The organism is Microvirga flocculans ATCC BAA-817, assembly GCF_000518665.1.
Lineage (GTDB): Bacteria > Pseudomonadota > Alphaproteobacteria > Rhizobiales > Beijerinckiaceae > Microvirga > Microvirga flocculans.
In genome coordinates this window covers 148343-173842 of sequence record NZ_JAEA01000001.1, presented here as the reverse complement: position 1 = coordinate 173842, position 25500 = coordinate 148343, and the positions used below count along the sequence as shown (strand labels likewise).

At 65.9% G+C, this 25500-nt stretch carries 24 protein-coding genes and 1 pseudogene; 12 read left to right on the top strand and 13 right to left on the bottom strand.

The annotated features are described in order from the left end of the window. Positions 1–3 precede the first annotated feature (3 nt). The 4 genes from L879_RS0100940 to L879_RS0100925 all read right to left on the bottom strand — a co-directional run bounded on the left by L879_RS0100940 (position 4) and on the right by L879_RS0100925 (position 3357). Entirely contained in the window at positions 4–267 is a 264-nt protein-coding gene (locus L879_RS0100940; RefSeq protein ID WP_027314463.1) for a TackOD1 domain-containing metal-binding protein, read from the bottom strand. Continuing rightward, positions 257–1333: an HlyD family secretion protein gene (locus L879_RS0100935; protein ID WP_027314462.1), complete on the bottom strand. Its 1077-nt coding sequence runs from the start codon at positions 1331–1333 to the stop codon at positions 257–259. Before L879_RS0100935 ends, L879_RS0100940 begins: the two co-directional genes overlap by 11 nt. 19 nt (positions 1334–1352) lie before the next feature. Beyond that, positions 1353–2585: a glycosyltransferase family 2 protein gene (locus L879_RS0100930; RefSeq protein WP_035458327.1), complete on the bottom strand. Its 1233-nt coding sequence runs from the start codon at positions 2583–2585 to the stop codon at positions 1353–1355. Positions 2586–2712: 127 nt separating this feature from the next. Beyond that, positions 2713–3357, bottom strand: a complete 645-nt coding sequence (locus L879_RS0100925; RefSeq protein ID WP_245265143.1) for a DUF1345 domain-containing protein — start codon at positions 3355–3357, stop codon at positions 2713–2715. Positions 3358–3448: 91 nt separating this feature from the next. Between L879_RS0100925 and L879_RS0100920 the strand changes: the two genes are divergently transcribed. Both L879_RS0100920 and L879_RS0100915 read left to right on the top strand, forming a co-directional pair. Beyond that, positions 3449–3871, top strand: a complete 423-nt coding sequence (locus tag L879_RS0100920) for an OsmC family protein (protein ID WP_027314459.1) — start codon at positions 3449–3451, stop codon at positions 3869–3871. Positions 3872–3989: 118 nt separating this feature from the next. Beyond that, positions 3990–4493 (top strand): PRC-barrel domain-containing protein, encoded by a 504-nt coding sequence (locus L879_RS0100915; RefSeq protein ID WP_027314458.1) that lies wholly within the window; start codon positions 3990–3992, stop codon positions 4491–4493. Positions 4494–4544: 51 nt separating this feature from the next. On the opposite strand, the gene L879_RS0100910 is transcribed toward L879_RS0100915, so the two are convergent. Continuing rightward, positions 4545–4919 (bottom strand): ComEA family DNA-binding protein, encoded by a 375-nt coding sequence (locus L879_RS0100910; protein ID WP_027314457.1) that lies wholly within the window; start codon positions 4917–4919, stop codon positions 4545–4547. Positions 4920–5115: 196 nt separating this feature from the next. On the opposite strand from L879_RS0100910, the pseudogene L879_RS19965 reads away from it, so the two are divergent. From L879_RS19965 to L879_RS0100895, 3 genes and pseudogenes are all read left to right on the top strand, one after another. Further along, a pseudogene (locus L879_RS19965) lies at positions 5116–5796 on the top strand (UdgX family uracil-DNA binding protein); the annotation flags it as partial. A gap of 116 nt (positions 5797–5912) precedes the next feature. Continuing rightward, positions 5913–8039: a transglycosylase domain-containing protein gene (locus L879_RS0100900; RefSeq protein WP_027314456.1), complete on the top strand. Its 2127-nt coding sequence runs from the start codon at positions 5913–5915 to the stop codon at positions 8037–8039. 160 nt (positions 8040–8199) lie between these two features. Continuing rightward, positions 8200–8550, top strand: a complete 351-nt coding sequence (locus L879_RS0100895) for a DUF1330 domain-containing protein (protein ID WP_027314455.1) — start codon at positions 8200–8202, stop codon at positions 8548–8550. On the opposite strand, the gene L879_RS19960 is transcribed toward L879_RS0100895, so the two are convergent. The 3 genes from L879_RS19960 to L879_RS0100880 all read right to left on the bottom strand — a co-directional run bounded on the left by L879_RS19960 (position 8535) and on the right by L879_RS0100880 (position 11948). Next, positions 8535–9734 carry a multidrug effflux MFS transporter gene (locus L879_RS19960; RefSeq protein WP_035458323.1) on the bottom strand — a complete coding sequence of 400 codons (1200 nt, stop codon included), beginning with the start codon at positions 9732–9734 and terminating at the stop codon, positions 8535–8537. The genes L879_RS0100895 and L879_RS19960 overlap by 16 nt on opposite strands. A gap of 131 nt (positions 9735–9865) precedes the next feature. Further along, positions 9866–10609 carry a M48 family metallopeptidase gene (locus L879_RS0100885; RefSeq protein ID WP_027314454.1) on the bottom strand — a complete coding sequence of 248 codons (744 nt, stop codon included), beginning with the start codon at positions 10607–10609 and terminating at the stop codon, positions 9866–9868. A 76-nt stretch (positions 10610–10685) separates the two neighbouring features. After that, the gene (locus L879_RS0100880; protein ID WP_027314453.1) at positions 10686–11948 is read right to left on the bottom strand and encodes a polyhydroxyalkanoate depolymerase; all 1263 of its coding nucleotides are present in this window, start codon (positions 11946–11948) and stop codon (positions 10686–10688) included. A gap of 228 nt (positions 11949–12176) precedes the next feature. Here L879_RS0100880 and L879_RS19955 point away from each other — a divergent pair, with 228 nt between their 5' ends. Next, positions 12177–13556: an ActS/PrrB/RegB family redox-sensitive histidine kinase gene (locus tag L879_RS19955; protein ID WP_051434991.1), complete on the top strand. Its 1380-nt coding sequence runs from the start codon at positions 12177–12179 to the stop codon at positions 13554–13556. 57 nt (positions 13557–13613) lie between these two features. After that, the gene (locus tag L879_RS0100870) at positions 13614–14171 is read left to right on the top strand and encodes an ActR/PrrA/RegA family redox response regulator transcription factor (protein ID WP_154664035.1); all 558 of its coding nucleotides are present in this window, start codon (positions 13614–13616) and stop codon (positions 14169–14171) included. A 9-nt stretch (positions 14172–14180) separates the two neighbouring features. Here the strand turns inward: L879_RS0100870 and L879_RS0100865 are convergent, their stop codons facing one another. The 4 genes from L879_RS0100865 to L879_RS0100850 all read right to left on the bottom strand — a co-directional run bounded on the left by L879_RS0100865 (position 14181) and on the right by L879_RS0100850 (position 17401). Further along, complete coding sequence (locus L879_RS0100865; protein ID WP_027314451.1) at positions 14181–14678, bottom strand: MmcB family DNA repair protein; 498 nt, start codon at positions 14676–14678, stop codon at positions 14181–14183. Positions 14679–14734: 56 nt separating this feature from the next. Beyond that, positions 14735–15631 (bottom strand): DMT family transporter, encoded by an 897-nt coding sequence (locus L879_RS0100860; RefSeq protein ID WP_027314450.1) that lies wholly within the window; start codon positions 15629–15631, stop codon positions 14735–14737. A gap of 237 nt (positions 15632–15868) precedes the next feature. Further along, complete coding sequence (locus L879_RS19950) at positions 15869–16621, bottom strand: invasion associated locus B family protein (RefSeq protein ID WP_051434943.1); 753 nt, start codon at positions 16619–16621, stop codon at positions 15869–15871. A gap of 213 nt (positions 16622–16834) precedes the next feature. Next, positions 16835–17401 carry an HPF/RaiA family ribosome-associated protein gene (locus L879_RS0100850; protein WP_027314449.1) on the bottom strand — a complete coding sequence of 189 codons (567 nt, stop codon included), beginning with the start codon at positions 17399–17401 and terminating at the stop codon, positions 16835–16837. 126 nt (positions 17402–17527) lie between these two features. On the opposite strand from L879_RS0100850, the gene L879_RS0100845 reads away from it, so the two are divergent. The 4 genes from L879_RS0100845 to L879_RS22465 all read left to right on the top strand — a co-directional run bounded on the left by L879_RS0100845 (position 17528) and on the right by L879_RS22465 (position 22045). Then, entirely contained in the window at positions 17528–18172 is a 645-nt protein-coding gene (locus L879_RS0100845) for a dienelactone hydrolase family protein (RefSeq protein ID WP_035458315.1), read from the top strand. Positions 18173–18326: 154 nt separating this feature from the next. Continuing rightward, positions 18327–19376, top strand: a complete 1050-nt coding sequence (locus tag L879_RS19945; RefSeq protein WP_051434942.1) for a helix-turn-helix domain-containing protein — start codon at positions 18327–18329, stop codon at positions 19374–19376. A gap of 109 nt (positions 19377–19485) precedes the next feature. After that, on the top strand, positions 19486–21435 hold the full coding sequence (locus L879_RS23440; RefSeq protein WP_027314447.1) for a cadherin domain-containing protein: 1950 nt from the start codon (positions 19486–19488) through the stop codon (positions 21433–21435). An 82-nt stretch (positions 21436–21517) separates the two neighbouring features. Next, the gene (locus tag L879_RS22465) at positions 21518–22045 is read left to right on the top strand and encodes a hypothetical protein (RefSeq protein ID WP_051434941.1); all 528 of its coding nucleotides are present in this window, start codon (positions 21518–21520) and stop codon (positions 22043–22045) included. Positions 22046–22146: 101 nt separating this feature from the next. Here L879_RS22465 and L879_RS22460 read toward each other — a convergent pair whose 3' ends face one another. After that, positions 22147–22701 (bottom strand): hypothetical protein, encoded by a 555-nt coding sequence (locus L879_RS22460; protein ID WP_027314446.1) that lies wholly within the window; start codon positions 22699–22701, stop codon positions 22147–22149. Positions 22702–22893: 192 nt separating this feature from the next. On the opposite strand from L879_RS22460, the gene L879_RS19930 reads away from it, so the two are divergent. Continuing rightward, complete coding sequence (locus L879_RS19930) at positions 22894–25437, top strand: ABC transporter ATP-binding protein (RefSeq protein ID WP_051434940.1); 2544 nt, start codon at positions 22894–22896, stop codon at positions 25435–25437. Positions 25438–25500 lie beyond the last annotated feature (63 nt).

Genomic DNA, 25500 nt, shown 5'->3' with positions numbered 1-25500 from the left:
CGCTCAGACGCAATGGTCGAGCGCGTCCTTCACCAGGAATTCCGCATGGCAGCGGGAACATTGCGCACTCGCGCCGACCGCCTCCCAATCCTGCGCCTCGTCGCGCAGCGGCCTTCGGCATTTCGGGCAGCGATAGCCTTTCTCCTCTCGCTCGAAATCGTATTCCGGACCCACATAGGCGCAAATCATGTGATGGATCACGGGCACGACCCTGGAAGCGGCCGCTCCGCAGAAGGGGCAGGCGGGACGGGCACCCTCAGCCGGCATCGCCTTCCTCCCGTTCCAGCCTGAAGAGCCGAATCACGGCCCCGGCGATGCGATCGGCGATATCCGTGTAGTACATGTGCACGTGCACAGACGCATTGAGCGCAGGCCCCTGGACGCCCGGATCGAGGCGGATGCGCGCCACCTGCCCCGTCTGCGGATCGCGCAGGATCGAGCCGCGCCCCGATTCGATCGTATCGGAAATGGGGAGAATTTCGGCGATGATGCCGGATGCGCGGAATCTGCCTTGCACCACGAAGACCTTATGGCCGGGCTGCGGATCGAAGAAGCGGAAATCCGGGATGTACCAGTCGACATAGGTTTCGCCAGACTGGAAGATCTCGGCGATGGAGGAGCCGGCCACCACCGTCTCGCCCGCCCGGGCCGGCCGCGCCGCCACGATGCCCGCCACGGGCGAAACGACGCGGCCGCCATCGAACTCCTTCTGGGTGCGGTCGAGCTGAGCCTGGATCTGCTGACGCGTTTCGGCAAGCTTCATGAGCTGGGCGGACGCTTCTTCCGCCTCGGCCTCGAGCGCCACCACGTTCTGAACCGCCAGGGCGCGCTCGCGATAGACCTCCGCCCGGTAGACGAGGGACGCGCTCTCCTGTCCTGCCGCCGTTTCGAGACGGCGCTGGGTGTCGTCCGCCATGCGCAGGCGCGTGCGGGCGGATTCGAGTGAATCCCTTGCGACGCGGGCCTTGACCCTCAGCTCGGCCTCGCGGCTCGTCACATCGGCCAGAGCGCGCATGAGGTTCGACACGATTTCGCTGATCTGCGGCGAACGGACGAGGGCGATGGGGGTTCCCGGCTCAACCTTGGCACCGGGCTCCGCCTCCATCCGCTGGATCTGCACGACATACGGCAGGGAGACGATCTCCCGGGGAGCAGAGACGATTCCCGGCCCGCTCAGCAGAACGGCGGGAGCGACGAATCGGACGACGAAGAAGCCGACGACCCCGAGCACGCCGAGGGCATAGATGAGACGCACCATTCGTCCGGCCGGGGAGCGGCGGCTCTCCACGGGATCGGGCACATGGGGATCGAGGCGGTGGATCTGGACGTTCATGGCAAGTCTTTCGGGAGCTTCAGTGGGTCAGCGCGCGCCGGACTCGCGGCGGAACGTAGTCGTCGCGGCGCGAGGCGGAGAAGAGGATCTCGGACGAGAAGGCGAAGAAGCGCACGACCTTCATGACGATGCCCTGATAGAGCGGAAAGGCCAGGGCGGAGAGCAGGCCAAAGATCGTGGGCGAGCGGTTGAACAGCAGGTTGGCGAGCGCGATGTTGAACAGCGCCATCACGAGCAGGAACACATAGACGGCAGCTAGGTACAGCGGGGTGTCCGTGCCGAACAGCAGCGTGCAGTAAACGAGATAGAACGGGAACGAGAGGGTCGGCGCCAGATCGAATACGATGAAGTCGAGACGCTGGAGCGTGTCGGACAGGCCTTCCGGCCGGAAGAACCGGCCCTCGCCGTATTGGATGAGGCGCGTGCGCAGGGCGTCGCGATCCCAGCGCAGCCGCTGGCGGAACAGGCCGATGGCAGTCTCGGGCACCGCCGTCGCCGCCCAGGCCTCCGGCACGAAACGCACGCGATGGCCGAAGCGGCGCAGGCGCAGGGTGAACTCGAGATCCTCGCCGGGACCGACATCGAGCCCGCCCCTGAGCAGGAACACGTCGCGCCGGTACATGGAGCAGGCGCCCGAGCAGCAGGCGATCGCCCCGATCATGTTGAGGAAGGTTTTGCCGGCGCTGATCGACATCAGGTATTCGAGGCTCTGGAACGCCGTCCAGAGCGTGGCCTGCTCGTTGCTGACGCGGAGATTGCAGCATGCCGCCGCCACCTCCGGATCTTCGAAGGCCTCGGCCAGGCGAGCCAGAGCCGTAGGCGCGAAGATCGTATCGGGATCCATGGCGAGGATCAGGTCGCCTCGGGCGAAACGGGCGCCCGCATTCACCGCCGGGCTGCGCCCGCAGCGGCTGCCATGATGGATGACCATGTCGATCAGTCCGGCGGCCCGCGCCTCCTCGGCGACGGCGCGCGTCCCGTCCGTTGATCCGTCGTCCACGACGATGATCTCGAACGGCACCAGGGTCTGAGCGCGCAGGGATGCGATGGAATGGAGCAAGCCCGCTGCGCCGTTGAAGGCGGGGATGACGACGCTGATCCTGGCCTCGTTCGCGAATGAGGCGAGCGGAGCGGGGCGCGACCGGCGAAGCAGGGAAAGAGAAACGAGCGAGATCGTGTAGCGAGGCACCTCGAACACGAGAACGGCGAAGGCCAGCAGAACCCAGTCTGCCTGCCCCAGCAGCAACAACATATCGCTCAATGGACGCCCCGCGATGGAAGGTACGTTGTCTTTCTGACGCAACGTATTCTCTACATACGACGAAACCTCGCACCTGCCCTGATCTGGATCAACTGCTGAAGAATCGGAGCCGGGCGCTTCAGAGCAATCCCGCCCCGACATTCACCGCCAGCGCCAGGACCGTGGTGTTGAACAGGAAGGCCAGGATCGTGTGCGCGAGCGCCAGGCGGCGCATGCGCTTGGAGAGGATCACCACGTCGGAGGTCTGTGCCGCCGCGCCGAGGTTGAAGGAGAAGTAGAGGAAGTCCCAGTAATCGGGCTTGTCCTTGTGCGGAAAGGCGAGGCCCTGCCGCTCGCCCGCATCGCCATAATATTCATGCGCGTAGTGGATCGCATAGATCGTATGCACGAAGAACCACGAACAGAGGATGGTGACGGCCGCAATCGAGAGACGGAAGGCCTGCTGACCGGCCGGATCGGCGTGAATGCCGGCGAGCTCCACGGCGATAGCGGCAAGACTCGCCACCGCGGCGGTCAAGGTCAGGACGAGCACGACGCCCGCACTTTCGTCCTCCTGCGCGGCACGCGCCTGCATCGAGGCGATGGACGAGCGCGCCGCCATGGTCAGGGCGATGGCGAGATAGCATAGGACACCGATGTCCCAGGACACGAGCAGCCGCGAATTAACCGGCCACGACGAGGGCAGGGCCGAGAAGACCAGGATCGCCATCGCGACCGAGCCGAGAAGGCGCGGATGCAGACGGGCTTGGATGGATGACATCATCGAATGGCTCTTCATGCGCCTCGCACCAGCCCCTGGAGGACGGCGCCCTCTGTCCTAAATGACCACACCTTATCCGCAAAAGGAGATCAGGATGAACCGCAAGGCAAGAGCCGTCTGGCAGGGAACCGGTAAGGAAGGTACGGGCCATCTCACCTCGGATTCCGGCGTTCTGTCGTCGACGCCCTATTCCTTCAAGACCCGTTTCGAGAACGAGAAGGGCACGAATCCGGAAGAGCTGATCGCCGCCGCCCATGCGGGCTGCTTCACCATGGCTCTCGCCTTCCAGCTCCAGGGCGCAGGATTCACGCCGGCAGAGCTTGCCACGGAAGCGACGGTCACCATCGAGCAGCAGGGCGACGGCTTCGCGATCACCAAATCGGCGCTGACGCTCAACGCCAAAGTGCCGGGCATCGACCGGGCGAAGTTCGAGGAACTCGCCCGGGCGGCAGAGAAGAACTGCCCGGTCTCCAAAGTGCTCAACGCAGAGATCACGATGAATTTCACGCTGGCCTGAACGGCCCCTGCGACAGCTTCCCGCCGGTGAGAGGCCCTCGCGACAGAACTATTGCCGAAGTTCCCCGTTGTGCGTGGAGACGCTTTTCGTGCGTCGGAACACGCTTGAGGAGGAACCCATGCTGTTCAAACATCTCGCGACGGCTTTTCTCGGCACAGCGCTGATCGCAGCACCGGCTCTGGCCCAGCAGCCTCAGTCCCCCAGCACCACAAGTGGCACCACGATGATGAACACCGGCAACTGGATGACCCACGAGCAGCCGGGGCAATGGCGCGCGTCCAAGCTCAGAGGGCTGAACGTCTATAACAACAACAACGAGAAGATCGGCGACATCAGCGAATTGCTGGTGGATCAGAACGGCAAGATCGAAGCCGTCGTGATCGGCGTCGGCGGCTTCCTCGGCATGGGCGAGCACGACGTAGCCGTGCCCTTCGAGCAGCTCAAGCTCATGAACGAGCCGCGCCGCGCTGCGACAGCCACCGGAACCACCGCGCCCGCCACCACCGGCTCGACCGCGCGGACCACCAGTGAGGACATGAGCCGCGCAGCGCCCGATCACGCGCTTCTGAACATGACCAAGGACCAGCTGAAGGCAGCGCCGCAGTTCAAGTACAGCCGCTAAGCTCTCGTCGGTCGTGGAAAGGGGCCCGTCGGGCCCCTTTCGCAAGGTTTATCAAGACTTCTGGTGCGCGATGATGCGGTCCTTGATCGCATCATAGGCGCTCTGCGGAATGATCTTCCGGTCCACGAGCTCGTTCTTCGCCTTGTAGGGGCGGCCCTTGATGATCGCCTCTGCGCGCGCCGCGCCGATCTGGGGCAGCTTGTCGAGCTGATCCTTGGAGGCGGTGTTGATGTCGAGCAAGGCGCTCGTGGACGATGTGGTGCTGGGCGAGGGCCGCGCCGCGCCCGCCGGTGGAGCGGTGGTGGTCATCGGCGGCTTTGCCGTGGTGCCGGGCATGGACGTGCCCGGAGCGGCTGTCTGGGCGAGAACCGGCGACGCGAGAAGCGAACCCAGGGCGATCAAGGCTCCAAGATGGGATAAGCGCATCGTAACCTCCTGCGATTGCCGGACCTTTCGATGAAAACCTCGGCCCGGCTTGCTCGAAGCATCGAAACAACGCGGACCGGCCGCCAAACGATCCGTCTCCGCCGTCAGACCTTCCTTTTCTCAGGGCCGCACCGTCGAGCTTCGAGCCGATCCAAACCGCCTCCCGACGCGTTGACCGGAAGACCGGAAGACCGGACAGGAGGCGGCGATGCCTGGCAAGCGTATGTCTGAACATGCTCTCGAACTCATGAGCGACCGGGAGCCGAAAACTCTCGAAGAGCTCAACGCCATCATCGCGGCGGCGGGTCCGCCGGTTCCGGGCGCCACGCAGGCCGTGTTCGGCGAAGGGCCCGAGCATGCGGATATCGCCTTCGTCGGCGAGCAGCCGGGCGACCAGGAGGACAGACTGGGCCGTCCCTTCGTCGGCCCGGCGGGCAAGCTTTTCGACAAGGCCCTGAGGGAGGCCGGGATCGACCGCGCGGAAGCCTACCTCACCAATGCGGTCAAGCATTTCAAGTTCGAGCAGCGCGGCCACCGGCGCATCCATGCAAAGCCCAGTGCCGGCGAGGTGAAGCGTGAGAGGCCGTGGCTCATGAAGGAGCTGGAACTGGCGCGGCCGAAACTGGTGGTGGCTCTGGGCGGAACGGCAGTGCTGGCGCTCACGGGCAAGTCGACGCCGATCTCCCGCTCGCGCGGGCGGGCCAGGTTCGGCCCCTACCAGGGCTACATCACGGTTCACCCCTCCTATCTGCTGCGCCTGCCCGACGAAGCGACGAAGCGGGAGGCCTATGAGGCCTTCCTGAGCGACCTGCGCCACATTCACGATCTCGCCCGGGCCGACCTGGAAACGGGAGAGTTGCGGCTCGCGGTGGAATGACATGATGAAGAATGGGTTAATCCCCGTTAACCGCCCCTTAAACCGCCACAATTAGGGTGCTCCAGAGCATGAAAGGCTGGATCGTACCAGCCATGTGAATGCGGGGTTGATCACACGTGGCGAACGGACGCGACCGGCGCGAGCCGGTGTTCGATGCGCCCGCTGGGGAAGCGGGGGAGCTGGATTTTCGCCTCTCGCCCGAGGATCGGGCTGGGGGGACCATGGCGCGCAGGCAGGTTTCGGGCAATGAGGGCGAGCGGCCACGTCGCCCGTCGCGGCCGAAGAAGACCAAGCGCCGGAGCGGACGCTCCTTCCTGAGCAAGCTGGTCTATGCGGGTCTCGTGCTCTGCCTGTGGGGCGTCATCGCGGTCGGCGGCATCGTGGCCTATTACGCCTCGCAGCTGCCGCCCATCGACCAGCTCACGGTGCCCAAGCGCCCACCGAACATCGCCATCCTGGCGAGCGACGGCTCGCTCCTCGCCAACCGCGGCGAGACGGGCGGCCGCACGGTTACCCTGAAGGAATTGCCGCCCTACCTGCCGAAGGCCTTCGTCGCCATCGAGGACCGGCGCTTCTACGACCATTTCGGCATCGATCCGATGGGCATCGCCCGCGCGGTCTACCGCAACTTGAGCAACAGCGGCGGCCTGCAGGGCGGCTCGACCCTCACGCAGCAGCTCGCGAAGAACCTCTTCCTCACGCAGGAACGCACCGCCTCGCGCAAGATTCAGGAGGCGATCCTGGCGCTCTGGCTCGAGCGCAACTACACCAAGGACCAGATCCTCGAACTCTATCTCAACCGGGTCTATTTCGGCGCCGGCGCCTATGGCGTCGAAGCCGCCGCCCAGCGCTATTACGGCAAGTCGGCCCGCAACGTCTCGCTCTCCGAGGCCGCTGTGCTCGCGGGCTTGGTGCAATCCCCGTCGCGCCTGGCCCCCAACCGCTATCCGGAGCGCGCGCAGGCCCGCGCGGAACTCGTGATCGCGGCCATGAACGAGCTCGGCTTCATCACGCCGGGGATGACCAAGACCGCCCTCGGCGCGCCGGCGGAGCCGGTGCGCCAGAACGGCGCGGGCTCGGCCAATTACGCCGCCGACTACGTGATGGACGTGCTCGACGATTTCGTCGGCACGGTCGAATCCGACATCGTGGTCTCGACCACCATCGCTCCCGCGATGCAGGCCGCGGCCGAACGGGTGCTGGTGGACGAGCTCAACGCCAAGGGCCAGAAGTTCAACGTGAGCCAGGGCGCTTTCGTCGCCATGCAGCCGGACGGCGCCGTGAAGGCCCTGGTCGGCGGGCGCAACTACGAGACGAGCCAGTTCAACCGGGCCATCGCGGCCCGCCGGCAGCCGGGCTCGTCCTTCAAGCCCTTCGTCTATCTCACCGCCGTGGAGCGGGGCTATACGCCGGACATGGTTCTGGAGGACGCTCCCGTCGCCTACAAGGGCTGGGCGCCCAAGAACTACGACCGAAAGTATCGCGGACCGGTCACCATGCGCGACGCGCTGGCGCTCTCCCTCAACACCATCGCGGTGAAGCTCAATATGGAGGTGGGGCCGAAGGCCGTGGTGCAGACGGCGCAGCGGCTCGGCATTTCCTCGCCGCTGCAGGCCAACGGCTCGCTCGCCCTCGGCACCTCCGAGGTGACGCCGCTCGAACTGGTGAGCGCCTATGCGGCCTTCGCCAATGGCGGCATCGGCGTCATCCCCTATGTCATCACGCAGGTGAAGACCACGGACGGCAAGCTGATCTACAAGCGGCCGGGCTCCGGCGGCCTCGGCCGCGTCATGGACCCGAACGTCGTGGCGATGATGAACGAGATGATGCACAACACTTTCGTCATCGGCACGGCGCAGAAGGCGCAGATCCCAGGATGGACCCTGGCCGGCAAGACCGGAACGACAGACGATTACAAGGATGCGTGGTTCGTGGGCTTTTCCGGCAGCCTCGTGGCCGGCGTCTGGCTCGGCAACGACGACGGTACGCTGACCAAGAGGGTGACCGGCGGCAACCTGCCCACGGAAGTCTGGCACAACTTCATGCAGATCGCCCTCAAGGACCAGCAGCCCGTGCCGCTGCCCGGCAGCGAGCGCTTCCGTACCCCGTCCGACGTCCCCATGGCCGATGCCGGCACGGATCCGCGCTATGCGAATGCGGGCGACAGAAGTTGGGTCCAGCCCGCGCCCCAGCGCCGCGCCAGCCGCGAGAAGAATTTCTTCGAGAAGCTGTTCGGGCTTTGAGGCGCGCCCCTCATTACCCCAGACAGTCACTCCGGACCCGCCGGTGCCCGGAATGACGGCGGGTCCGTTCGGAATAAATCTCGGATCATGACCTCTGAGGTAATCGCCGGCACTCCCTCGGCCCGGCATGCTCGCTCCATCGTTCGAGAAGGAGCAAGTCATGTCCACCTATGCCATCGGTCACCTGCACGACGTCAATGTCGGTCCTGACATCGTCGAATATCTGCGCCGCATCGACGAAACCCTGGCTCCGTTCGGCGGGCGCTTCATCATACACGGGGGGCCTGCGACCGTGATGGAAGGATCGTGGTCCGGGGACCTGATCGTGATCGGGTTTCCGGACAAGACGAGCGCCCGCGCATGGTACGACTCGCCCGCCTATCGGAAGATCCTGCCGCTGCGCACCGGGAATTCGCGCGGCGACATGTTCTTCATCGACGGCGTATCAAGCGACCATAAAGCCGCCGACATCCTCACCGAGCTTGCGCCGATGCATCAGTGCTTGGGTTGATGCCCGCGCGCGCGCCCCGTTGCCATGAACAGAACCAGCGCCAGCACGCCTGTCGTGGCGATGGTGGCGGGAAGAGGAATCGCGGAGCCGTCGAGGTTGCGGCCGAGGAGGATGCCGACGATGGCGGCGAACGTCATCTGGCAGATGCCGAGCAGCGACGAGGCCGCGCCCGCGCGTTCCGGGAACGGCATCAGCGCGGAGGCCATGGATTGCGGCATGGTGAGGCCCACGCCGATTCCGTAGATCGCCATGGGCGCGCTGATGCTCAAGGAGGACGGCACGCCGAGGAGCACGAGCGCCAGCATGGCGACGCCGCCGAGTGCGAGGCAGGTCACGCCGATGCGGATGGTGCCGTCGAGCCCGCTCCGGCCCACGAGATGCTGCGCAAGGGACGTGCCGGTGATGTAGCCGGTCACCACGAAGGTGAAGGAGAAGGCGAAGGACAGCGGGTCCAGGCCGTAGATCGTCTGCAGCACGAAGGAGGAGCCGGAGATGAAAGCGAAGAGCCCGCCATAGGTGAGCATGGAAAGGCCCACATAGGTGCGGTAACTCGCATGGCCGAGCAGGAATCCGAACCCGCGCAGGATGGCGAAGAAGGAGATCGGCAGATCCGATTTCCGGCGGATGCTTTCGGGCATGCGCAGGCCGATGACGGCCGCCATGCCGAGGCCGAACAGGATCATCGCGGCGAATGACATGCGCCATCCGGAGACGCGGTCGATGACGCCGCCGAGGATCGGCGCCGCGGCGGGTACGACGCCCATGATCGTGCCCATGCGCGACAATTCCCGGCCCGCGCGCGGTCCTTCGTAGAAGTCGCGCACGATGGCGCGCCCGAGCACGATGGGTCCCGAAGCGCCGAGCGCCTGGAGGAAGCGCGCGCCGATCAGCGTCTCGATATTGGGAGAGAAGGCGCAGATCAGGCTCGCCAGCGTGAAGAGCCCGAGCCCGAAGAGCAGCACGGGCTTCCTCCCGACCCGGTCGGAGATCGGCCCGTAGAAGAACTGGCCCGCGGCGAAGCCGAGGAGGAAGGCGGAAAGCGTGAGTTGCGTCTGGCCGGTGGTCGCCCCGAGACCAGCCGCGATCGCGGGCAGCGAAGGCAGGTACATGTCCGTCGAAAGAGGCCCGAGCGCGGTGAGCAGCGCCAGGACGACGGTGAGGGCCAGGGTATCGGGCTTGAGCATTTTCGGAACGCATGTATGGCGGAAGCGCCCGGACTAAGCCGAAACGGCTTTCGTGTCACGCCGGGAAATGGCCCTTCTCGTCATCGCCGCCCTTTTGCCGGCGACCCGATATCATGGGAATGCCGCTCCCTTCACCCGATCCGGTGCAGGGCGCTGCCGTAGGTCGTGAGCCAGGCCTCCGCCTCGTCGGTGCGCGGGCAGAGCTGGTAGGTGATTTTCCAGAAGCGCTGGGAATGGTTGAGCTCGCGCAGATGCGCGACCTCGTGGGCGGCGAGATAGTCCAGCACGAAGGGCGGGGCCATGATCAGCCGCCATGAAAAGTTGAGCGCGCCGTTGGCCGAGCAGGAGCCCCAGCGGCTCTTGGTGTCGCGCACGGTGATGCGCTTGGCCGGGATTCCGAGCTGAGCCGTATGCTTCTTCACGGCGGCGGCGAAATCCTTCCGGGCCTCCGCTTCGAGGAAGTCCCGCACGCGCCGGGCCACGTGGGCGGCCTCCCCCGCCACCGCGATGATCGGCTCGCCCTCGCTGCCCGTGGTGGCCCGGGTCACGCCGCGAATCGACGACCAGTGGACGATCCGGTGCGGAACCCCGCGAAAGGGCACGAGGGCGCCGGGCTCGAAGGGCACCTGTTCCGGCACCTTGGCGAGCCGGGTGGCGATCCAGCGGCTATGGCTGTCGGCGAATTTCTGGGCCAGGCCCACATCGGTGCGCTCGGGGATGCTGAGCACGACCTCGCCGGTCGCGTTAGAGACGCGCAGGGTGATTCGCTTGGCTGTCGGACGGCGCTTGAGGGCCACTTTGAAGACTTGGCCATCATGGACGACTTTGAGATGAGGCGGGTCCGCAGGAACGCGGCGGAACAGGGCGGATTTCATGTCCGCAATCTGCCCCGTCGCGCCGATTCTGTCAGCGCAGCCGTTTGCCGCTCCTAAGAACGCATCAAGAACGGACTCAGGCTCTTGACGCCTTCTTCCGGACTGGTTCTCGATCGTGTTTCTCAATGAATTCAGCGATTCGAGGAGCGATCTGAGCCCTGAACCGAGAACCGTTGAAGACGCCATAGTGACCGACCCCGGCCTGCAGGTGATAGAGTTTCTTGTCCGACGACAGGTTGGGGGTCAAGTCGAGGGCCGCGAGCGTCTGGCCCACGCCCGAGATGTCGTCCCTTTCGCCTTCGACGGCCATGATGGCGCAGCGCCGGATCGCCATCAGGTCCACCGGCCGGTCGCGATGAATCATCTCGCCCTTGGGCAGTTCGTGTTTCACGAACACCTTCTCCACCGTCTGCAGATAGAACTCGGCGGTCAGGTCCATGACGGCGAGGTACTCGTCGTAGAAGTCCCGGTGTTTCTCGGCCGAATCGCCGTCGCCGTCCACCAGGTGGTTGAACATCTCCCAATGGGCGGTGAGGTGCCGGTCGATGTTCATGGCCATGAAGCCGGAGAGCTGCAGGAAGCCCGGATAGACATCGCGCCAGAAGCCCGGATGGGACGGGGGCACTTTCGTGATGCAGTGCCGGCGGAACCATTCGATGCCGCGCTCCTCCGCCAGCCGGTTGACGGCGGTGGGCGAGCGGCGGGTGTCGATGGGGCCGCCCATGAGCGTCATGGAACGCGGGATGGAGGGGTCGTTCTCGGCCTCCAGCCGGGCCACCGCCGCAATCACCGGCACCGCCGGCTGGCAGACGGCCATCACGTGCAGGTCCGGGCCGAATTCCCGGCAGATGGCCATGAGGTAGTCGATGTAATCGTCCAGGTCGAAGCGCCCCTCGGCGAGGGGAACCATGCGGGCATCCGTCCAGTCGGTGATCATGACCTGATGGGTCGGCAGAAAGGTCTCGACCGTGCCGCGCAGAAGCGTGGCGTAATGGCCGGACATCGGCGCGACGATGAGAAGCCTCGGCTGGCTCGCGGCGGCGGGATGGTCACGCTCGAACGAGACGACGCGGCAGAAGGGCCGCTCCCAGACGGTCCGCTCCGTGACCGCCACTTCCTCGCCGCCGATGACGGTGAAGGGCAGGTTGAAAGCGGGCTTGCCATAGCGCCGGGTCGTGCGCTCGAACAATTCGCAGGCCGCGGACACGGTGCGGGCATAGGGGGTGTTGGTGAGCGGATTGCCGGGATTATCGAAAAAATGCTTCGTCAAATCGGAGGCCGCGCGGGCGGGGCTCAAGAGCCAGTGCGCGGTGTCGTACCAAACGTATGAAAGATTCATTGAACTGTCCCCAACCGGCGGGAGCCTGTTCTGGCAATGCTGCAGGCTTTATCCTCAACCGTAATTTTAAGATTAAAGTTCCTTGAGCTTATTGCAACAAACTTGTCGTTACACAGCGAAAACGGGCTACGTATTTCGATAGAGAAAGCAACCGCCAAGTCGACAATAGGAAAATAGGGACGCGCCGGGCGCTTGGCGAACGGACCGCAGGCCCTATTCTGTTCGGCGATGGCCCGAATCGAACCGAAGAGCCTGACGCATCACGCGCGTCACCTGCGCCTCGACACCCTGGTGCGGCTGCGCTGGCTCGCCATCGCGGGCCAGGCCGCCGCCGTGGCGGGGGTGCGATTCGGGCTGGGCTTCCCGCTTCCCTTCGCCCTGTGCTTCCTGGTCATCGCCGCCTCGGTCTGGGTCAACCTGCTGCTGCGGATCCGGTATCCGGCGAGCCACCGGCTCAGCGACAACATCGCCACGGCCCTGCTCGCCTTCGACATCCTGCAGCTGGCGGGCCTGCTCTACCTGACGGGCGGGCTCGAGAACCCCTTCGCCATGCTCTTCCTGGCGCCCGTGCTGATCTCCGCCACGGCCCTGACCCCGGAGCGGACCCTGGGGCTGGGCCTGCTCGCCGTGGGCTCGGCCACGTTCCTGGTGCTCGCCCACAGGCCCTTGCCCTGGTACCCGGGGCAGAGCCTCTCCCTGCCCTTCCTCTACGTGTCCGGGATCTGGACCGCGATCCTGCTCGGCACGGTCTTCACGGGCATCTATGCCTGGCGCGTGGCCGAGGAGGCCCGCCAGCTCGCCCAGGCGCTCGCCGCCACGGAACTCGTGCTCGCCCGGGAGCAGCACCTGTCCCAGCTCGACGGCCTCGCCGCCGCCGCCGCGCATGAGCTCGGAACGCCGCTCGCCACCATCGCGCTGGTGACGAAGGAGCTGAGCCACGCCATGCCCAAGGACGGCCCCGTCGGCGAGGACCTGCGGCTCCTGCAGGAACAGGTGGAGCGCTGCCGCACGATCCTGACCAAGCTCACCTCCATGGGCCAGGAGGAGGAATCGGAATTCCTGGAGACGATCACCCTGAGCCATCTTGTGGAGCAGGTCGTCGAGCCGCAGCGCGCGGTCGGCTTCGACGTGAAGGCGGTGGCAGCAGGCGAGGGCCCGGAACCCCTGTGCCGCCGCAATCCGGGAGTGGTCTACGGCCTGTCGAACATCCTCGACAACGCTACCGACTTCGCCGAGAGCCAGGTGACGATCGGCGCCTCATGGTCGCCTCACGAGGTTGTCATCGAGATCCGGGATGACGGGCCCGGCTACGCCCCCGATATTTTGCTCAGGGTGGGAGAGCCCTACGTGACCACGCGCAGCGCCGCCGAGCGGACGCAAGACAGCGAGGAGGGAGGAGGCTTGGGACTGGGCCTGTTCATCGCCAAGACCCTCATCGAGCGCTCGGGGGCAGAGCTGACGCTCACGAACGCCGCTCCGCCCGCCACGGGCGCCATCGCGCGGATCGTTTGGCCCCGTCATGCGTTTGAACGAGGTGCGGCAATTTCGCCGCAGGGAGGTTCTCTCGAAACTCTCAAAGAACAGGGGAACAATTCCCATATGAGATAAGAGCCCTCGGGGCTCGCTCCATGAAGGAATTGCCTGAAGATGCAAGGAGATATTCTGATGGCCGATGCGCCCGCCGCATTCGAGGATCGCGCCGACAAGAGTCTCTTGATCGTCGACGACGACCGGCCGTTCTCGACCCGTCTCGCCCGCGCCATGGAGGGCCGCGGCTATCAGGTTCGCGTCGCCGAGAGCGTCGCGGACGGCCTTGCCGCCATCGAAAGCGCGCCGCCGGCCTTCGCCGTCATCGACATGCGGCTCGGCGACGGCAACGGTCTCGACGTGATCGAGCGCCTCAAGAACCGCCGCCCCGATGCGCGCGGCGTCATCCTCACCGGCTACGGCAATATTGCGACCGCCGTGACGGCCGTGAAGATGGGGGCCTTCGACTACCTCGCCAAGCCCGCCGACGCGGACGAGATCCACGCCGCGCTCATGGCCCGCCCGGGCGAGCGTGCCCTGCCGCCGGAAAACCCCATGTCGGCGGACCGGGTTCGCTGGGAGCATATCCAGCGGGTCTACGAATTGTGCGGACGCAACGTCTCCGAGACCGCGCGGCGCCTCAACATGCACCGCCGCACCCTCCAGCGGATCCTCGCCAAGCGCGCGCCGCGCTGACCTTCCCCCTTACAGATGCCCGTCGGCCACCCGGTCGGGATCGGCCAGCGCATGCAGCAGGGACGCGGCCGCGTGGGCGAAGCGCAGGGTCACGGCCTTGCGGCGCGCGCCCGCGAGCGGATGATGGCCCGCCTCGCGCATGATCGCCGCCCCGAAGCTGTCGGCGATGATCAGGCCGCGATCCTCCGGCAGGATGTCGAAGGGAAGGGTCTCGGGCACGGCGAAATAGAACCGGTCGCAGAAATCCTCGTAATCGGGCCATTTCCGGTCGGCCCGGAAATCCGCCACGCTGGACTTGATCTCGACGATGGTCAGCGCCCCGTCGGGCGCGAGCGCGATGAGATCGGCGCGCCTGCCATTGGCGAGGCCGAATTCGGGCAGGGTGACGTGCCCCATCTCGGAAAAAAGGCGGCGCACGCCACGCTGGATCCCCGCCGCGACCGGCGACTGGCGGCCATCGGCGGGCAGGACGAGCGGCTTGGAAAGAATGGCAGGCGAATCGGACATGGGGAGAGCCTATCCCCTCGCGCCCGGCCCGCAACGGCCTGCTTTGTCGCGTGCGCTCACCGGAAGCGGCCCCACAGGACCGAGGCCAGCGGCATGACGTGATTGCGCCTGAGCGCGATGATCAGCACGCCGCAGAGCGCAAGCCCCGTTCCGAGTGCCATCCGCCCGTCGAACCGGTCGCCCGTCACCAGGATGCCGAGCGTCACGGTCAGCAGCGGGTTCATGATGGTCAGGGGCGCGATCAGATTGGCCGGGTATTTCCCGATCAGGCCGTAATAGATCGTGTGAGCGAGCATGGACACGACGAGCGCGGAAAACAGGAGCGCCGCCACGAAAGCCCAGCCGGCCTCCGTGGCCCTTGCGATCTGGCCGGTTTCGAGGGACGCCGTGAGCAGGATCATAGGCACTACCGAGGCGAATCCGACCCAGGCCTGAAACTGCAGGGGCTTCACGCCTCCGATCTGCTTCATCATCACGGCGGCGAGCGACCCGGTGAAGGCGGAGGCCAGAATCAGCAGGAGCCCGCCCGAAAGCGGAAAGCCGCTGCCGGGGTCCCACATGACGAGCACGCCGCCGATGAAGGTCAGGGCGATGCCGAGGCCGCGCCGCCAGAGAATCGTCTCGCCCAGCATGACGACGGAAAGCAGCGTCGTGATGGGAAGCCCGAGCTGGCTGACCACCGCGGCGCTCGAGGGGCTGGCGGTCCTGATGCCGAGGAAGAACAGGGCGAAGCCGCCGCCGCCCATGAGGAAACCGACGACCAGGATGCGCCAGAGAGGCCGGGGCGCGGGCAGAAGCCAGGGCAAGGTCAGCGCCGCCACGATGGTGAAGCGGATCGCCGCATAGAACAGGGGCGGAATCTCCATCCCCGAAACGACGATCTTGCTGACGATGGTGTGCGACGCCCACAAAAAGCAGACGAAGACCATCAGGAAGAGATCACGCAGAGCCATGGCGTCGGGCAGCTTGCTCCCTTGGAGTTTTTATATTCCGGGAGCGTGGGCTTACATGCTCATCCGAGAACGAACCGCCTCCCCAAGCCCTTGTCCGATGCCTGCATGCGGAAAGCAGCGGCGACTCACGCGGGCGTCAGGGGACGCGAGACTTGAGTTTCGGGCATGCCGGCCAAGCTGTCCACTGCGTGCCGCGCGGCCCAGGGCAGCCATCTCCGAAGGGCTGTCCCGCCATTGCTAGTTCTTGGGCTGAGAAGCGCCAGCATCGGCGGCAGGGGTCTGGGCGGGATTTCCGGGGGTGCCCGTCTGCCGGCTGCGGAGTTCCTCCGACCGCCTCTGAAGCTCGTCCTGCATCTGCTTCTGCCGTTCGGCAAGCACTTTCGGATCGATGGGCGGGCCGTCGAAGGCCTTGCCGAACCCGTCCACCGGCACGGCGAAGGTGACTTCCTTGCCCACCTGGTTGCGGGCGCTGACGTTCAGGGCCGAGCCCTTCTTGAGGGCGGCGACGAAATCGTCCTTCACGGCGGCTTCGGCGAAGCAGCCCTGCGGGAGGCAGGCCGTATAGCGTCCGGCCACCGGCTGGCCCTTGTCCACGACCATGCGGATGCCGGGCGGCACGAGGAAGCCGAGCGGGGTCAGGATGCGCAGGATCTTCTGCGGCGCCTTGCCCTTGGCGTCATAGAGCGCGACCGCGACGATCCGTTGCTCCTTGTCGGTGACGAAGTCGCGGGTGGTGTAGCAGGTTTCGGCCTTCGTGGCCTGATCCTGGCCGCAGACCTTGGTCCATTCCGGCTGGGACGGCTCCGCCTTCAGCTCCACGACGACGGGAGCGCTCTGGGGCTGGGGTTGCGGCTGCGCCTGTTGTCCCGCAGGAGCGGCATTCTGCCGGGCCTTGGGGGCCTGCCCGGCCGTCTGGGCCAGACCGGGCACGGGGCTGAGCGCCAGAAGCGCGACGCTCGCGAAACCTGCGAGGCGGGGGCTGAACGGCATATCGGGAGGCCTCCTCTCGTTGAAACCGATGGACGACGGGATGAGAGCGAAGGGAAGCGGCTGCTTACCCTGGATACGCGGTCCTGTTCGAAGCGGTGAGCTGACGCAGCCCGCCTGCTCGGTCCCGCGCATGTGAGAAGAGTCTCAGGACAAGCCAAAGGTTCCGGCGCGACCGTCGCAATCGGCTGGAAGGCGCATGAATGTCCGCGCCGGTCAGCGCAGACCGTGCTTGCCGAGAATGCGGACGGTGCTGGCCTGAGCTCCCTTTTCGCCAGCCTCTTCGACGAAGGTCACCCGCACACCCGGCTTCAGCTGCGCGAAGGCATCGTCGAGAACGCTGTTCCTGTGGAAATAGATCTCCCGCCCATCCCCCGTTTCGAGGAAGCCGTAATCTTCTTCGGGCTGCACCCGCCTGACCGTCGCGATCGGCTGAGGCTCGTGCGCCTTCACGTCTCCGCGCAGACGCCGGACCTCGTCCTGCAGCCGCCGCCGGACCCGGCTGAAGGCATCGTTGATGGCGAATTCCGGATCGGCGAAGCGCTCGTCCTCGGGCGGCGTGCGCTCCACGGCCACCTCGTGGCCGTCGGGCAGGACCAGATGGATGTTCACCTCGTATTGCCCGCTCGTCCGGTGATGCTGGCGAGGGGCCTTCATGACGAAGCGGCAGGCCGTGATCCGGTCGAAGAACTCCTCCAGGCCGCTGAGCTTCCGGTCGATCAAGGCCCGCTGCTGCTCCGTCGGCTCGAAGCCCTGGAAATCGATTTGAGCCGGTATCTGCATGACGATCGCTCCTGCCTCGCCGGGATGAGGACAACTCCTTCGAAGACGGACAGGGTGAGCCGCCCGCCCACCCCTGCATTGCGGATTGTCAAACAAGCGCCGGCCCCGCGCGCTACGCTTAGTGCCATGTCCCAAAGCCCCATTCTGCGCGAGGTCTCCGTCGGCGCGTCCGGGCTTCCCGGCACGCTCGCGCTGCCGCCCGCATGCGGCGGGCTCGTGATCTTCGCCCATGGCAGCGGATCGAGCCGCCTCAGCCCGCGCAACACCCATGTGGCGCGGCAGCTGAACGGCCACGGCTTCGCGACCCTGCTATTCGACCTCCTGACCGTTCCCGAAGCGGAGGACCGGCGGAACGTGTTCGACATCCCCCTGCTCGGAACGCGCGTCGCCGAAGCCCTGCAATGGGTGGCCCGAGAGGAGGATCTGTCCGCGCTGCCCATCGGCCTCTTCGGCGCGAGCACGGGAGCCGCCGCGGCCCTCGTCGCTGCGGCGCTGGCGCCGGATCTCGTAAAGGCCGTGGTCTCCCGGGGCGGACGGCCGGATCTGGCCGGCGAGGCCCTTGCCTCCGTCGCCGCGCCTACCCTGCTGATCGTCGGCGGGCTCGACCGCGAGGTGCTCGATCTCAACCGCGCCGCGCAGAGGCGGATGCAATGTCCCACGAGCCTCGTCGTCGTTCCGGGCGCGACGCATCTCTTCGAGGAGCCGGGCACGCTGGACGCGGTGGTGTCGGCGGCGGTGGGGTGGTTCGCGAAGCATCTCGCAGGCGCCTGACATTTGGATGAGGACAGCTTCGGACGCAGCGGCGCAATCCGCGGCTCCGATTGCTCGATTGGTTGCTCGATTGGCCGTCGCCTTTTCCCGGTTCTGCGGGTATTGATTCTCATCGACGATCCATAAATCCACCGCCGGGGCGTACAACCACTCCATGCCAGGACTGCCTTCCTTTCGGTTCGAAGGAGCATCGTCCTCCTCACCGGAAGAGGCCTACTGGATCTGGAGAAACATTACATCGTATCTCTTCGACGTATCTCTCGCCGATTCCGAGGCCGTCGGTGCGTTCCGGATCGTGATCGACAGCTACCACCTAGGACCGCTTCTCCTCGGAAGCGTGACGTCGCGCGCCCAGGAGTTCCGCCGATCCTCGGCCACCATCGCCCGCAGCGGCGTCGATCACTACCTCGTCCAGCTTTACGCGCAGGGAGGCTATGCGGGAGAGGCGGAAGGCCGGAGCGTGCACGTCAAGCAAGGCGACATCAGCATCCTCGACATGGCGAGGACCGTGCACACGCAGGCCACGGACTTTCGCAACCTGACCCTGATCGTGCCGCGGCCCCTGTTGGAGCCCCTGGTGAAGAATCCCGACGGGCTGCACGGCATCGTGCTCCCGGGCGCATCCGCCCTCGGCCGTCTGCTCTCCACTCATCTGCGCACGCTCGACGAAACCGCAGGCTCATTGAGCGCCGAAGACGGAGCGGGCCTCTCCGAGGCGACGGCCCGGCTGATCGCGGGCTGCTTCGGCCCCTCGGTGGAGGCTCAGGCGGCCACCGTCGCGGCGCGGCGCGGTGCGCTGATCCTGACGATCAAACGCCACATCGACGCCCATCTTGCGGAGGCGGATCTGACCATCGATCGCATCACCCGCGAGTTTCACATATCGCGCGCCACGCTCACCCGGATATTCGAGCCGCTGGGCGGCGTCGCAGGCTATATCCGCGAGCGCCGGATGCTGCGCTGCTTCGCGGAGATCACAGCGCCGAATAATGCCCATCGCTCGATCGCGGAGCTCGCCTACTCATGGGGTTTCGGAAACGAAGCCGCCTTCAGCCGTGCCTTCCGGCGCATGTTCGACATGTCGCCCCGGGAGGCACGCTCCGAATCCGCGCTGGCCCGAAGCATCGCCAGACACCGACTGGCCGGGCCGGGAGGCCCTGGTGGAGCCATCCTGGAGCAATGGATCCGCCATCTGAGCGGATGACTCACGACCTGAGACTGCGGGCACAAAAATTGCGGCAACCGGCAAAGTCCGCCTCGCTGCAACCCGCTAAGAGACAGTTGAACCGACCCATCCCGGAGCAACAGGACCGATGGCGACACTCCGCATAGAACCGATCTCGCTGTTCTTCGATTTCTTTGCGGAAATGAGAGGAGGATGGTCGATCACACAGGCGGACCTCAATCGGTTCGTGATCCAAACCAGCTACATCAGCATCGTGATCAATGGCTCCGAGCTTCCTGCAAGCTGGAGCGAGGCTTCCGACGGACATGTGACCTCGATCGAGGTCTGGGATCGCGGGACACCTCTGATATGGGTGTCCGATCTCGACGTCACCTTCGGATCCATCGTCGCTGCCTATAACCAGTCTTCGGGCATGAATACCCTGAGCTTCCTCCTTAACGGCAGCGACACCATTACAGGTGGGAGGCAACCCGATTATATCGTCGCGGGCGATGGGGATGACCGCATCGTGCTCAGCCAAGGCAACGACACCATCGACGGCGGAAACGGTGCGGACACAATCGACTACAGCATCGCCGAAGCGCAGATCTCTGGCCTGAGGATCAGCCTGGCGGGCAGCTGGGCGGAGGAAACGGACGGACTGTTCGGCGCGAAGCTGCACCTCGAGAACATCGAACACGCCATTGGAAGTTCCGGCGGTGACACCATCGACGGCAGCGCCTTCGCCAACCGCCTTGAAGGACGCGATGGCAACGACAGTCTCAACGGCCAGAGCGGGAATGACACCCTGATCGGCGGCGATGGAAACGACACTATTCTAGGAGGAGACGGGGCGGATCTCATTCAAGGCGGTGCCGGTGATGACAGTATCGACGGTGGAAAGGGTTTCGATTTCGTCGTCTTCAACGGCAGCTTATCGGACTACACGATCGCGGTGGATGCACGAGGCGCCGTCACGTTGACTGACAACCGCGGCATAGACGGCATCGATGTCCTCACCAATGTCGAAGCGCTGTCATTCCAGAATACAACCATCTCCTTCGATAATCTTCTCCCGCTGTCGGTTGCCGATATGTCCATCCGCGAGGACAGCCCCGTGAACATGCAACTGCCTCTCGTCGTTGCAACGCTGTCGGGGCTGACGATCCGGCTCGCCGACGGATCGGACCTGCCCGACTGGCTGTCCTATGATCCCGCATCGAACACCCTCGCGGGAACTCCTCCGCAGAACTGGCATGGGGAGCTCAGGATCCGGATCGAGGGATTCGGCGACCTTCTGACCCGATCCGGCGAGTTCAATCTTATCGTGGAACCTGTCAACGACGCCCCCGTCGCGTCGTGGCCCGTAAGCCTCCGGGTCGCGGAGAATGCATCCACCGGCACGCCGGTTGGCATAATCTCTGCCGCGGATGTGGAGGGGCATGCGATCCGCTATGCCATGATCGACGATGCGGGCGGCCGCTTCACATTGTCGGCCGACGGCCGGTCCATCCTTGTCGCGGACGGATCGAAACTCGATTACGAAAAGGCGGCGACGCATCGCATCACGGTAGCCGTCATCGATTCCTCGGGCGCTGCCACCATCGAGACTCTCACGATCCAGCTACAGGATATCGCCAGGGAATCCATCCCTGCGAGAAAGATCAAGGGAACCTCCGGCAATGACAAACTCACGGGCGATGCGGGCCGGGAGATCCTCTATGGCGGGCTCGGAAACGACACTCTGATGGGAGGCAAAGGCCAGGACGTCTTCGTGTTCGATTCCAAGCCAAACAGAAGCTTCAACAAGGACAAGATCGCAGACTTCAGCGTGAAGGACGATGCGATCTGGCTCGACAACGCCGTCTTCACCAAGCTCGGAAAATCCGGCTCGGAGAAGAAGCCGGCGCAGCTGAAGAAGGACTTCTTCACCATCGGCTCCAAGGCCAAGGACAAGAACGACTACCTCGTCTACGACGACAAGAAGGGCAAGCTCTATTACGACGCCGACGGCTCCGGCTCGAAATACAAGCAGGTGGAGATTGCCGTGCTGAAGACGGGTCTCAAGATTTCCGTCGCAGACTTCTTCATCATCTGACATCGCCACGCACAGCTCTCGCTCTGCGCGTGAGCGGGATGTTTCCACGGAAGGCCGCAAGCCTGAATTAAAGGGGGTTATCATGCTGAAAACTGTCGTTGCCGTGCTCGCGGCCGGGCTGGTTCTTGCCGGATGCAAGACCACGGAACAGGCCGCCACCGCCGTTCGCGCGAAGTGGATCGGACAGCCGGTCGACCGCTTTTTCATGGAGAACGGTCCTCCGGTTTCGAGCTATGCGCTCGATTCCGGTGGAATCATCTACACCTGGCGCGGCGGCGAGATGAGCTATGTCAGGCCTGCGCAATATCAGACACGGCCCGCCTTCGGCGCGTCGCCGATGAGGACGACCGAGCGGACGACCGTGATGACGGCGCATCCGTCTCCCGGCGTCACGGTCACGCGCTCGCGCACGACAAGCTCGTCCTTCGGTTTCTCGGCTCCTTCGGTCACGACCATGGTGCAGCCGGCTCAGCAGGTGAATCTGGTTTGCGAAGCGCAGATCACGGCCGACGACAAGGGCAGGATCGTGGCGGTCCGCATCAGCCGCGACACCGAAGGGGCAGCCCTCTCGTTCTCGCGCTGCGCCGATATCTTCGGCGGCGAGGAATAGCGACGAGGGGAGGGTCCGCGCCGTTCGCTCGAGAGCCCTCCCTTCGCTTCCGCTCAGAGCATCGGACGAGAAAAGCGGCCTCCGTTCTGCTTGTCCGATGTCTAGTGCAGCATCAGGTGGTGCGGCGACAGGTTCTCCAGCATGTCGCGCAGATCGTCCATGTGCGGGTTGATGGAAAGAGCGATCTGGAAGGCGGCGCGGGCCTCGTTGAGATGGCCGTGCCGCAGGCAGATATTGCCGAAGCCTGCAATGGCCCCGAAATGGCGCGGTTCGAGACGCAGGGTCTGGGCAATGTCGAGCAGGCTGTCGGCATCGCGCTTCTCGATGGAGGCGAGCGTCGCGCGCTTGTTCCAGGCCTCCGCCCAGCCGGGATATTGTGCCACGAGATAATCCAGCAGCGCCCTGGCTTTCTTGAGCGAGCCCGAGCCGATGGCCTCGACCGCCGCCGCCAGCGTCTCCTCCGCGACGCGATCCTCGTGCGATCCCCAGAGCGTCCAGATCCGATCCTCGATCTCCTCCACCGGACGAGGCGGGTCGGAGAGAGCGAGCTCCTGGAAGAGCCCCGCCAGGATGCGCGGCAGGTCCCTGCCCGGCACGCGGGTCGGCGCTTCGAGGACGAGCTGGAACACCGGATCGAGCGGCAGGGCGGATGTCATGGACGGGCTCCCCGGTCCTTCCTCGCAGGCAAGCAAGGGCGTTGACATAGAGTCGAAGCGTGGCGAGACGAGAGGGCAAAACGGCACAGGAGCCGCGTCGCCGTCGCGAAGGGCCGCGCACGCGAAAACCGGGTCCACTTTTCCGCACGATGCGCTAACGTGCCAGAACCTGAATGACCGTTGGAGCTGTCCTTGGGAGCCGTCATCGAGCGCGATCCGCTGCGTCTGGCCTGGAAGACCTCGCCTGCCCGCCATCTGGCAGGGCTCGGCCTTCTGGCGCTGGCGGGCCTTCTGATCCTCATCGGCCTCGATCTCGTCCGCGTCGTCGTCGAGCGGGCAACGGGGGCGGGCAGCTGGAGCGCGCCGGCCACGCTGCTCCGGATCGTCGTCACACCGCCGGCCGCCCTCTGGCCGGAGCCGGCGGTTCTGTTTCCCGGCATCCCTCTGAGCCCGGCGGCCTTCGCGCTCGCGGCGATCCTCGGCATTCTGATCATTCCCGTGCTGCTCGGCGCGATCCTGGCGGGACTCGAGGCACTGACGGTGGGCATCGGCGCACAGGTTCTGGCGCGCACCCAGTCGGCCACCCTCGACATCGTGCTGAAGGTGCCCTCCGCCTCCCATGACGAGATCGGCATGGTGACGGCGCTCGCCGCGCGGGGTCTCGCCCGCGAGAACGGCGTCCTGGGCGCGAGCTTCCTGGTTCCCGTGAAGCTGGGCGGCATGATCGGGCTCGCCTGCGCCTATGTCTTCGTCATGGACTGGCATCTCGGCGCGGTGCTGGCCCTGGTGCTGGCGGTGGGAGCCGTCGTGAGCGCCCGCCGGTCGCTCCTGCGGTTCGATGCCGCCGCGGCCCGCAGCCAGGAAGGCGCGGCGGCGGAGGATGTGTTCGCGCAACTGGAGCAGCGCATCCCGGCGCTGCGCGCCCACGGCACCGCGCCCTATGAGCGCGACCGGGTGCGCCAGGCTCTCATCGGCCGCCATCGCCCGGTGATGGGGCGCGAGTATCGCTTGGCGCTCGCGGAGGCCGCCTCCGCCGCGGTGCTCATGATTGCGCCCCTGTCCGTTCTGGCCCTCGGCGCCTGGCTCTCGCAGGAGCGCCCGCTGACGGCCGGAACGGTCGCGGCCTGCGTTCTGGCTGCGTCCCTCGCCGCCTACGGCACACGCGAAGCGGTTCAATGGCACCGGCTCGCCTTGCGGGCGCGGGCGCTGCTGATCGACCTGGGCAAGAGCCTCGCCCCCCTGAAGCTGCGCGCGGCCCTGAAAGGGAAAGCCAGGCTTCCCGAGAGCGGCACCCTCGTCGCCGAGGGCGTCTCGGCCTACGATCCCGCCAGCGGGGCGCGGATCGCCTCGATCAACCTGACGCTCGCCTTCCCGTCCCATGTGGCCCTGGTCGGCGACGGCGATGCGGGACCGCGGCTCATGGCCGCCCTCATGAGCGGCCAGCTCCCTCCCTCCATCGGCAGGCTGACCTATGGCGGCGTCGACCTGGCCGCCGCCGATCCGGTGGAGCGCAGCCAGCGCATCGCCTTCGCCGGCAACACGGTGCTGATCGAGGGCAGCCTGAAGGACAACCTGCTCTACGGTTGCGCCGCACCGGCCAACGAGCGCGACCTGCGCCTGTCCGAGGCCATCGCCATCACGGGCCTCGACCGCCTGACCCACGCGCGCGGCCTTTCCGGCACCATCGATCCGGAACGGGAGCCGAAATTCGCCGCCGCCATCGTGGAGGCGCGCCGCATGGTGCAGTCCGCGCTGACGGCCGAACAGCTCGACCGCTTCGTCGATCCCTTCTGCGCCACGCGCTACAACCGCTACGCCACGATCGGCGAGAACCTGCTCTTCGGCAAACCCATCGGCGATTCCTTCCAGGAGGACCGCCTGTCAGGCCATCCCTTCGTGCGCGCGATCCTGGAGGCCAACGAGCTCACCAAGCCCCTCGCCCGCATGGGGCTTTCCATCGCAACCAGCATGATCGAGATCTTTTCGGAGATCCCGGACGGATCGCCGCTCTTCGAGCGCTTCTCCTTCTTCTCCGCAGCCGACCGGCCCTATTTCCAGGACCTCGTCGACCGGCGCAATGAGCAGCGGCGCAGCGACCAGACCGCGCGCGATCAGGAACGCCTCATCGGCCTCGCCCTGCGCTACAACGAAAGCCGCCACCGCCTGGGATTGCTCGAGCCGGGCTTCGAGGAACGCATCCTCGTGGCGCGCAGCGATTTCGCCCGCATGCTGCCGGTGAGCCTGCACGGCTCCATCGAGTTCTACGACGAGGCGCGCTTCTGCGCCGCGGCGAGCATTCAGGACAACCTGCTCTTCGGGCGCATCGCCGCCGACCAGGCGGGCGCCCTCGCGGCCGTGCAGGAGGTCACCCGCCGCGTGCTCACGCACAAGGGCCTCGACGGCGAGGTTTCGCGCATCGGCCTCGATACCCCCATCGATCCGCAGGGAGACGACCTGACCCTGAGCGAGATCGCAGCCGTCGATCTGGTGCGCTGCCTCGTGCGGCGCCCGAGCATCCTGGTGGTCCAGCGGGCCCTCGACGGATTGCCGGAGGCCGCCGCCGACACGCTGGTGGCGAACCTGCGCCGCGCCCTCGTGGGACGCGGGCTGATTCTCGTGACGCCGTCGATTTCACCGGCCATGGATCAACCGCCCTTCGACGCCGTTATCCATTTCGAGCGGGGCGAGCCCGTGATGGACCGCCGGGTCAGGCCCCCGGAGGCCCTGCATGCGTGACATCTTTCGCCTTGACCTACGATCCGGCTCGGGGGCAGCTTACCATGTGCGCCAGCGCACATA

Bases quoted from the DNA above. Each gene is read 5' to 3' on its own strand.
- L879_RS0100940 (WP_027314463.1), bottom strand. From the start codon at position 267: ATGCCGGCTGAGGGTGCCCGTCCCGCCTGCCCCTTCTGCGGAGCGGCC.
- L879_RS0100935 (WP_027314462.1), bottom strand. From the start codon at position 1,333: ATGAACGTCCAGATCCACCGCCTCGATCCCCATGTGCCCGATCCCGTG.
- L879_RS0100930 (WP_035458327.1), bottom strand. From the start codon at position 2,585: ATGTTGTTGCTGCTGGGGCAGGCAGACTGGGTTCTGCTGGCCTTCGCC.
- L879_RS0100925 (WP_245265143.1), bottom strand. From the start codon at position 3,357: ATGATGTCATCCATCCAAGCCCGTCTGCATCCGCGCCTTCTCGGCTCG.
- L879_RS0100920 (WP_027314459.1), top strand. From the start codon at position 3,449: ATGAACCGCAAGGCAAGAGCCGTCTGGCAGGGAACCGGTAAGGAAGGT.
- L879_RS0100915 (WP_027314458.1), top strand. From the start codon at position 3,990: ATGCTGTTCAAACATCTCGCGACGGCTTTTCTCGGCACAGCGCTGATC.
- L879_RS0100910 (WP_027314457.1), bottom strand. From the start codon at position 4,919: ATGCGCTTATCCCATCTTGGAGCCTTGATCGCCCTGGGTTCGCTTCTC.
- L879_RS0100895 (WP_027314455.1), top strand. From the start codon at position 8,200: ATGTCCACCTATGCCATCGGTCACCTGCACGACGTCAATGTCGGTCCT.
- L879_RS19960 (WP_035458323.1), bottom strand. From the start codon at position 9,734: ATGCTCAAGCCCGATACCCTGGCCCTCACCGTCGTCCTGGCGCTGCTC.
- L879_RS0100885 (WP_027314454.1), bottom strand. From the start codon at position 10,609: ATGAAATCCGCCCTGTTCCGCCGCGTTCCTGCGGACCCGCCTCATCTC.
- L879_RS0100880 (WP_027314453.1), bottom strand. From the start codon at position 11,948: ATGAATCTTTCATACGTTTGGTACGACACCGCGCACTGGCTCTTGAGC.
- L879_RS19955 (WP_051434991.1), top strand. From the start codon at position 12,177: ATGGCCCGAATCGAACCGAAGAGCCTGACGCATCACGCGCGTCACCTG.
- L879_RS0100870 (WP_154664035.1), top strand. From the start codon at position 13,614: ATGGCCGATGCGCCCGCCGCATTCGAGGATCGCGCCGACAAGAGTCTC.
- L879_RS0100865 (WP_027314451.1), bottom strand. From the start codon at position 14,678: ATGTCCGATTCGCCTGCCATTCTTTCCAAGCCGCTCGTCCTGCCCGCC.
- L879_RS0100860 (WP_027314450.1), bottom strand. From the start codon at position 15,631: ATGGCTCTGCGTGATCTCTTCCTGATGGTCTTCGTCTGCTTTTTGTGG.
- L879_RS19950 (WP_051434943.1), bottom strand. From the start codon at position 16,621: ATGCCGTTCAGCCCCCGCCTCGCAGGTTTCGCGAGCGTCGCGCTTCTG.
- L879_RS0100850 (WP_027314449.1), bottom strand. From the start codon at position 17,401: ATGCAGATACCGGCTCAAATCGATTTCCAGGGCTTCGAGCCGACGGAG.
- L879_RS0100845 (WP_035458315.1), top strand. From the start codon at position 17,528: ATGTCCCAAAGCCCCATTCTGCGCGAGGTCTCCGTCGGCGCGTCCGGG.
- L879_RS19945 (WP_051434942.1), top strand. From the start codon at position 18,327: ATGCCAGGACTGCCTTCCTTTCGGTTCGAAGGAGCATCGTCCTCCTCA.
- L879_RS23440 (WP_027314447.1), top strand. From the start codon at position 19,486: ATGGCGACACTCCGCATAGAACCGATCTCGCTGTTCTTCGATTTCTTT.
- L879_RS22465 (WP_051434941.1), top strand. From the start codon at position 21,518: ATGCTGAAAACTGTCGTTGCCGTGCTCGCGGCCGGGCTGGTTCTTGCC.
- L879_RS22460 (WP_027314446.1), bottom strand. From the start codon at position 22,701: ATGACATCCGCCCTGCCGCTCGATCCGGTGTTCCAGCTCGTCCTCGAA.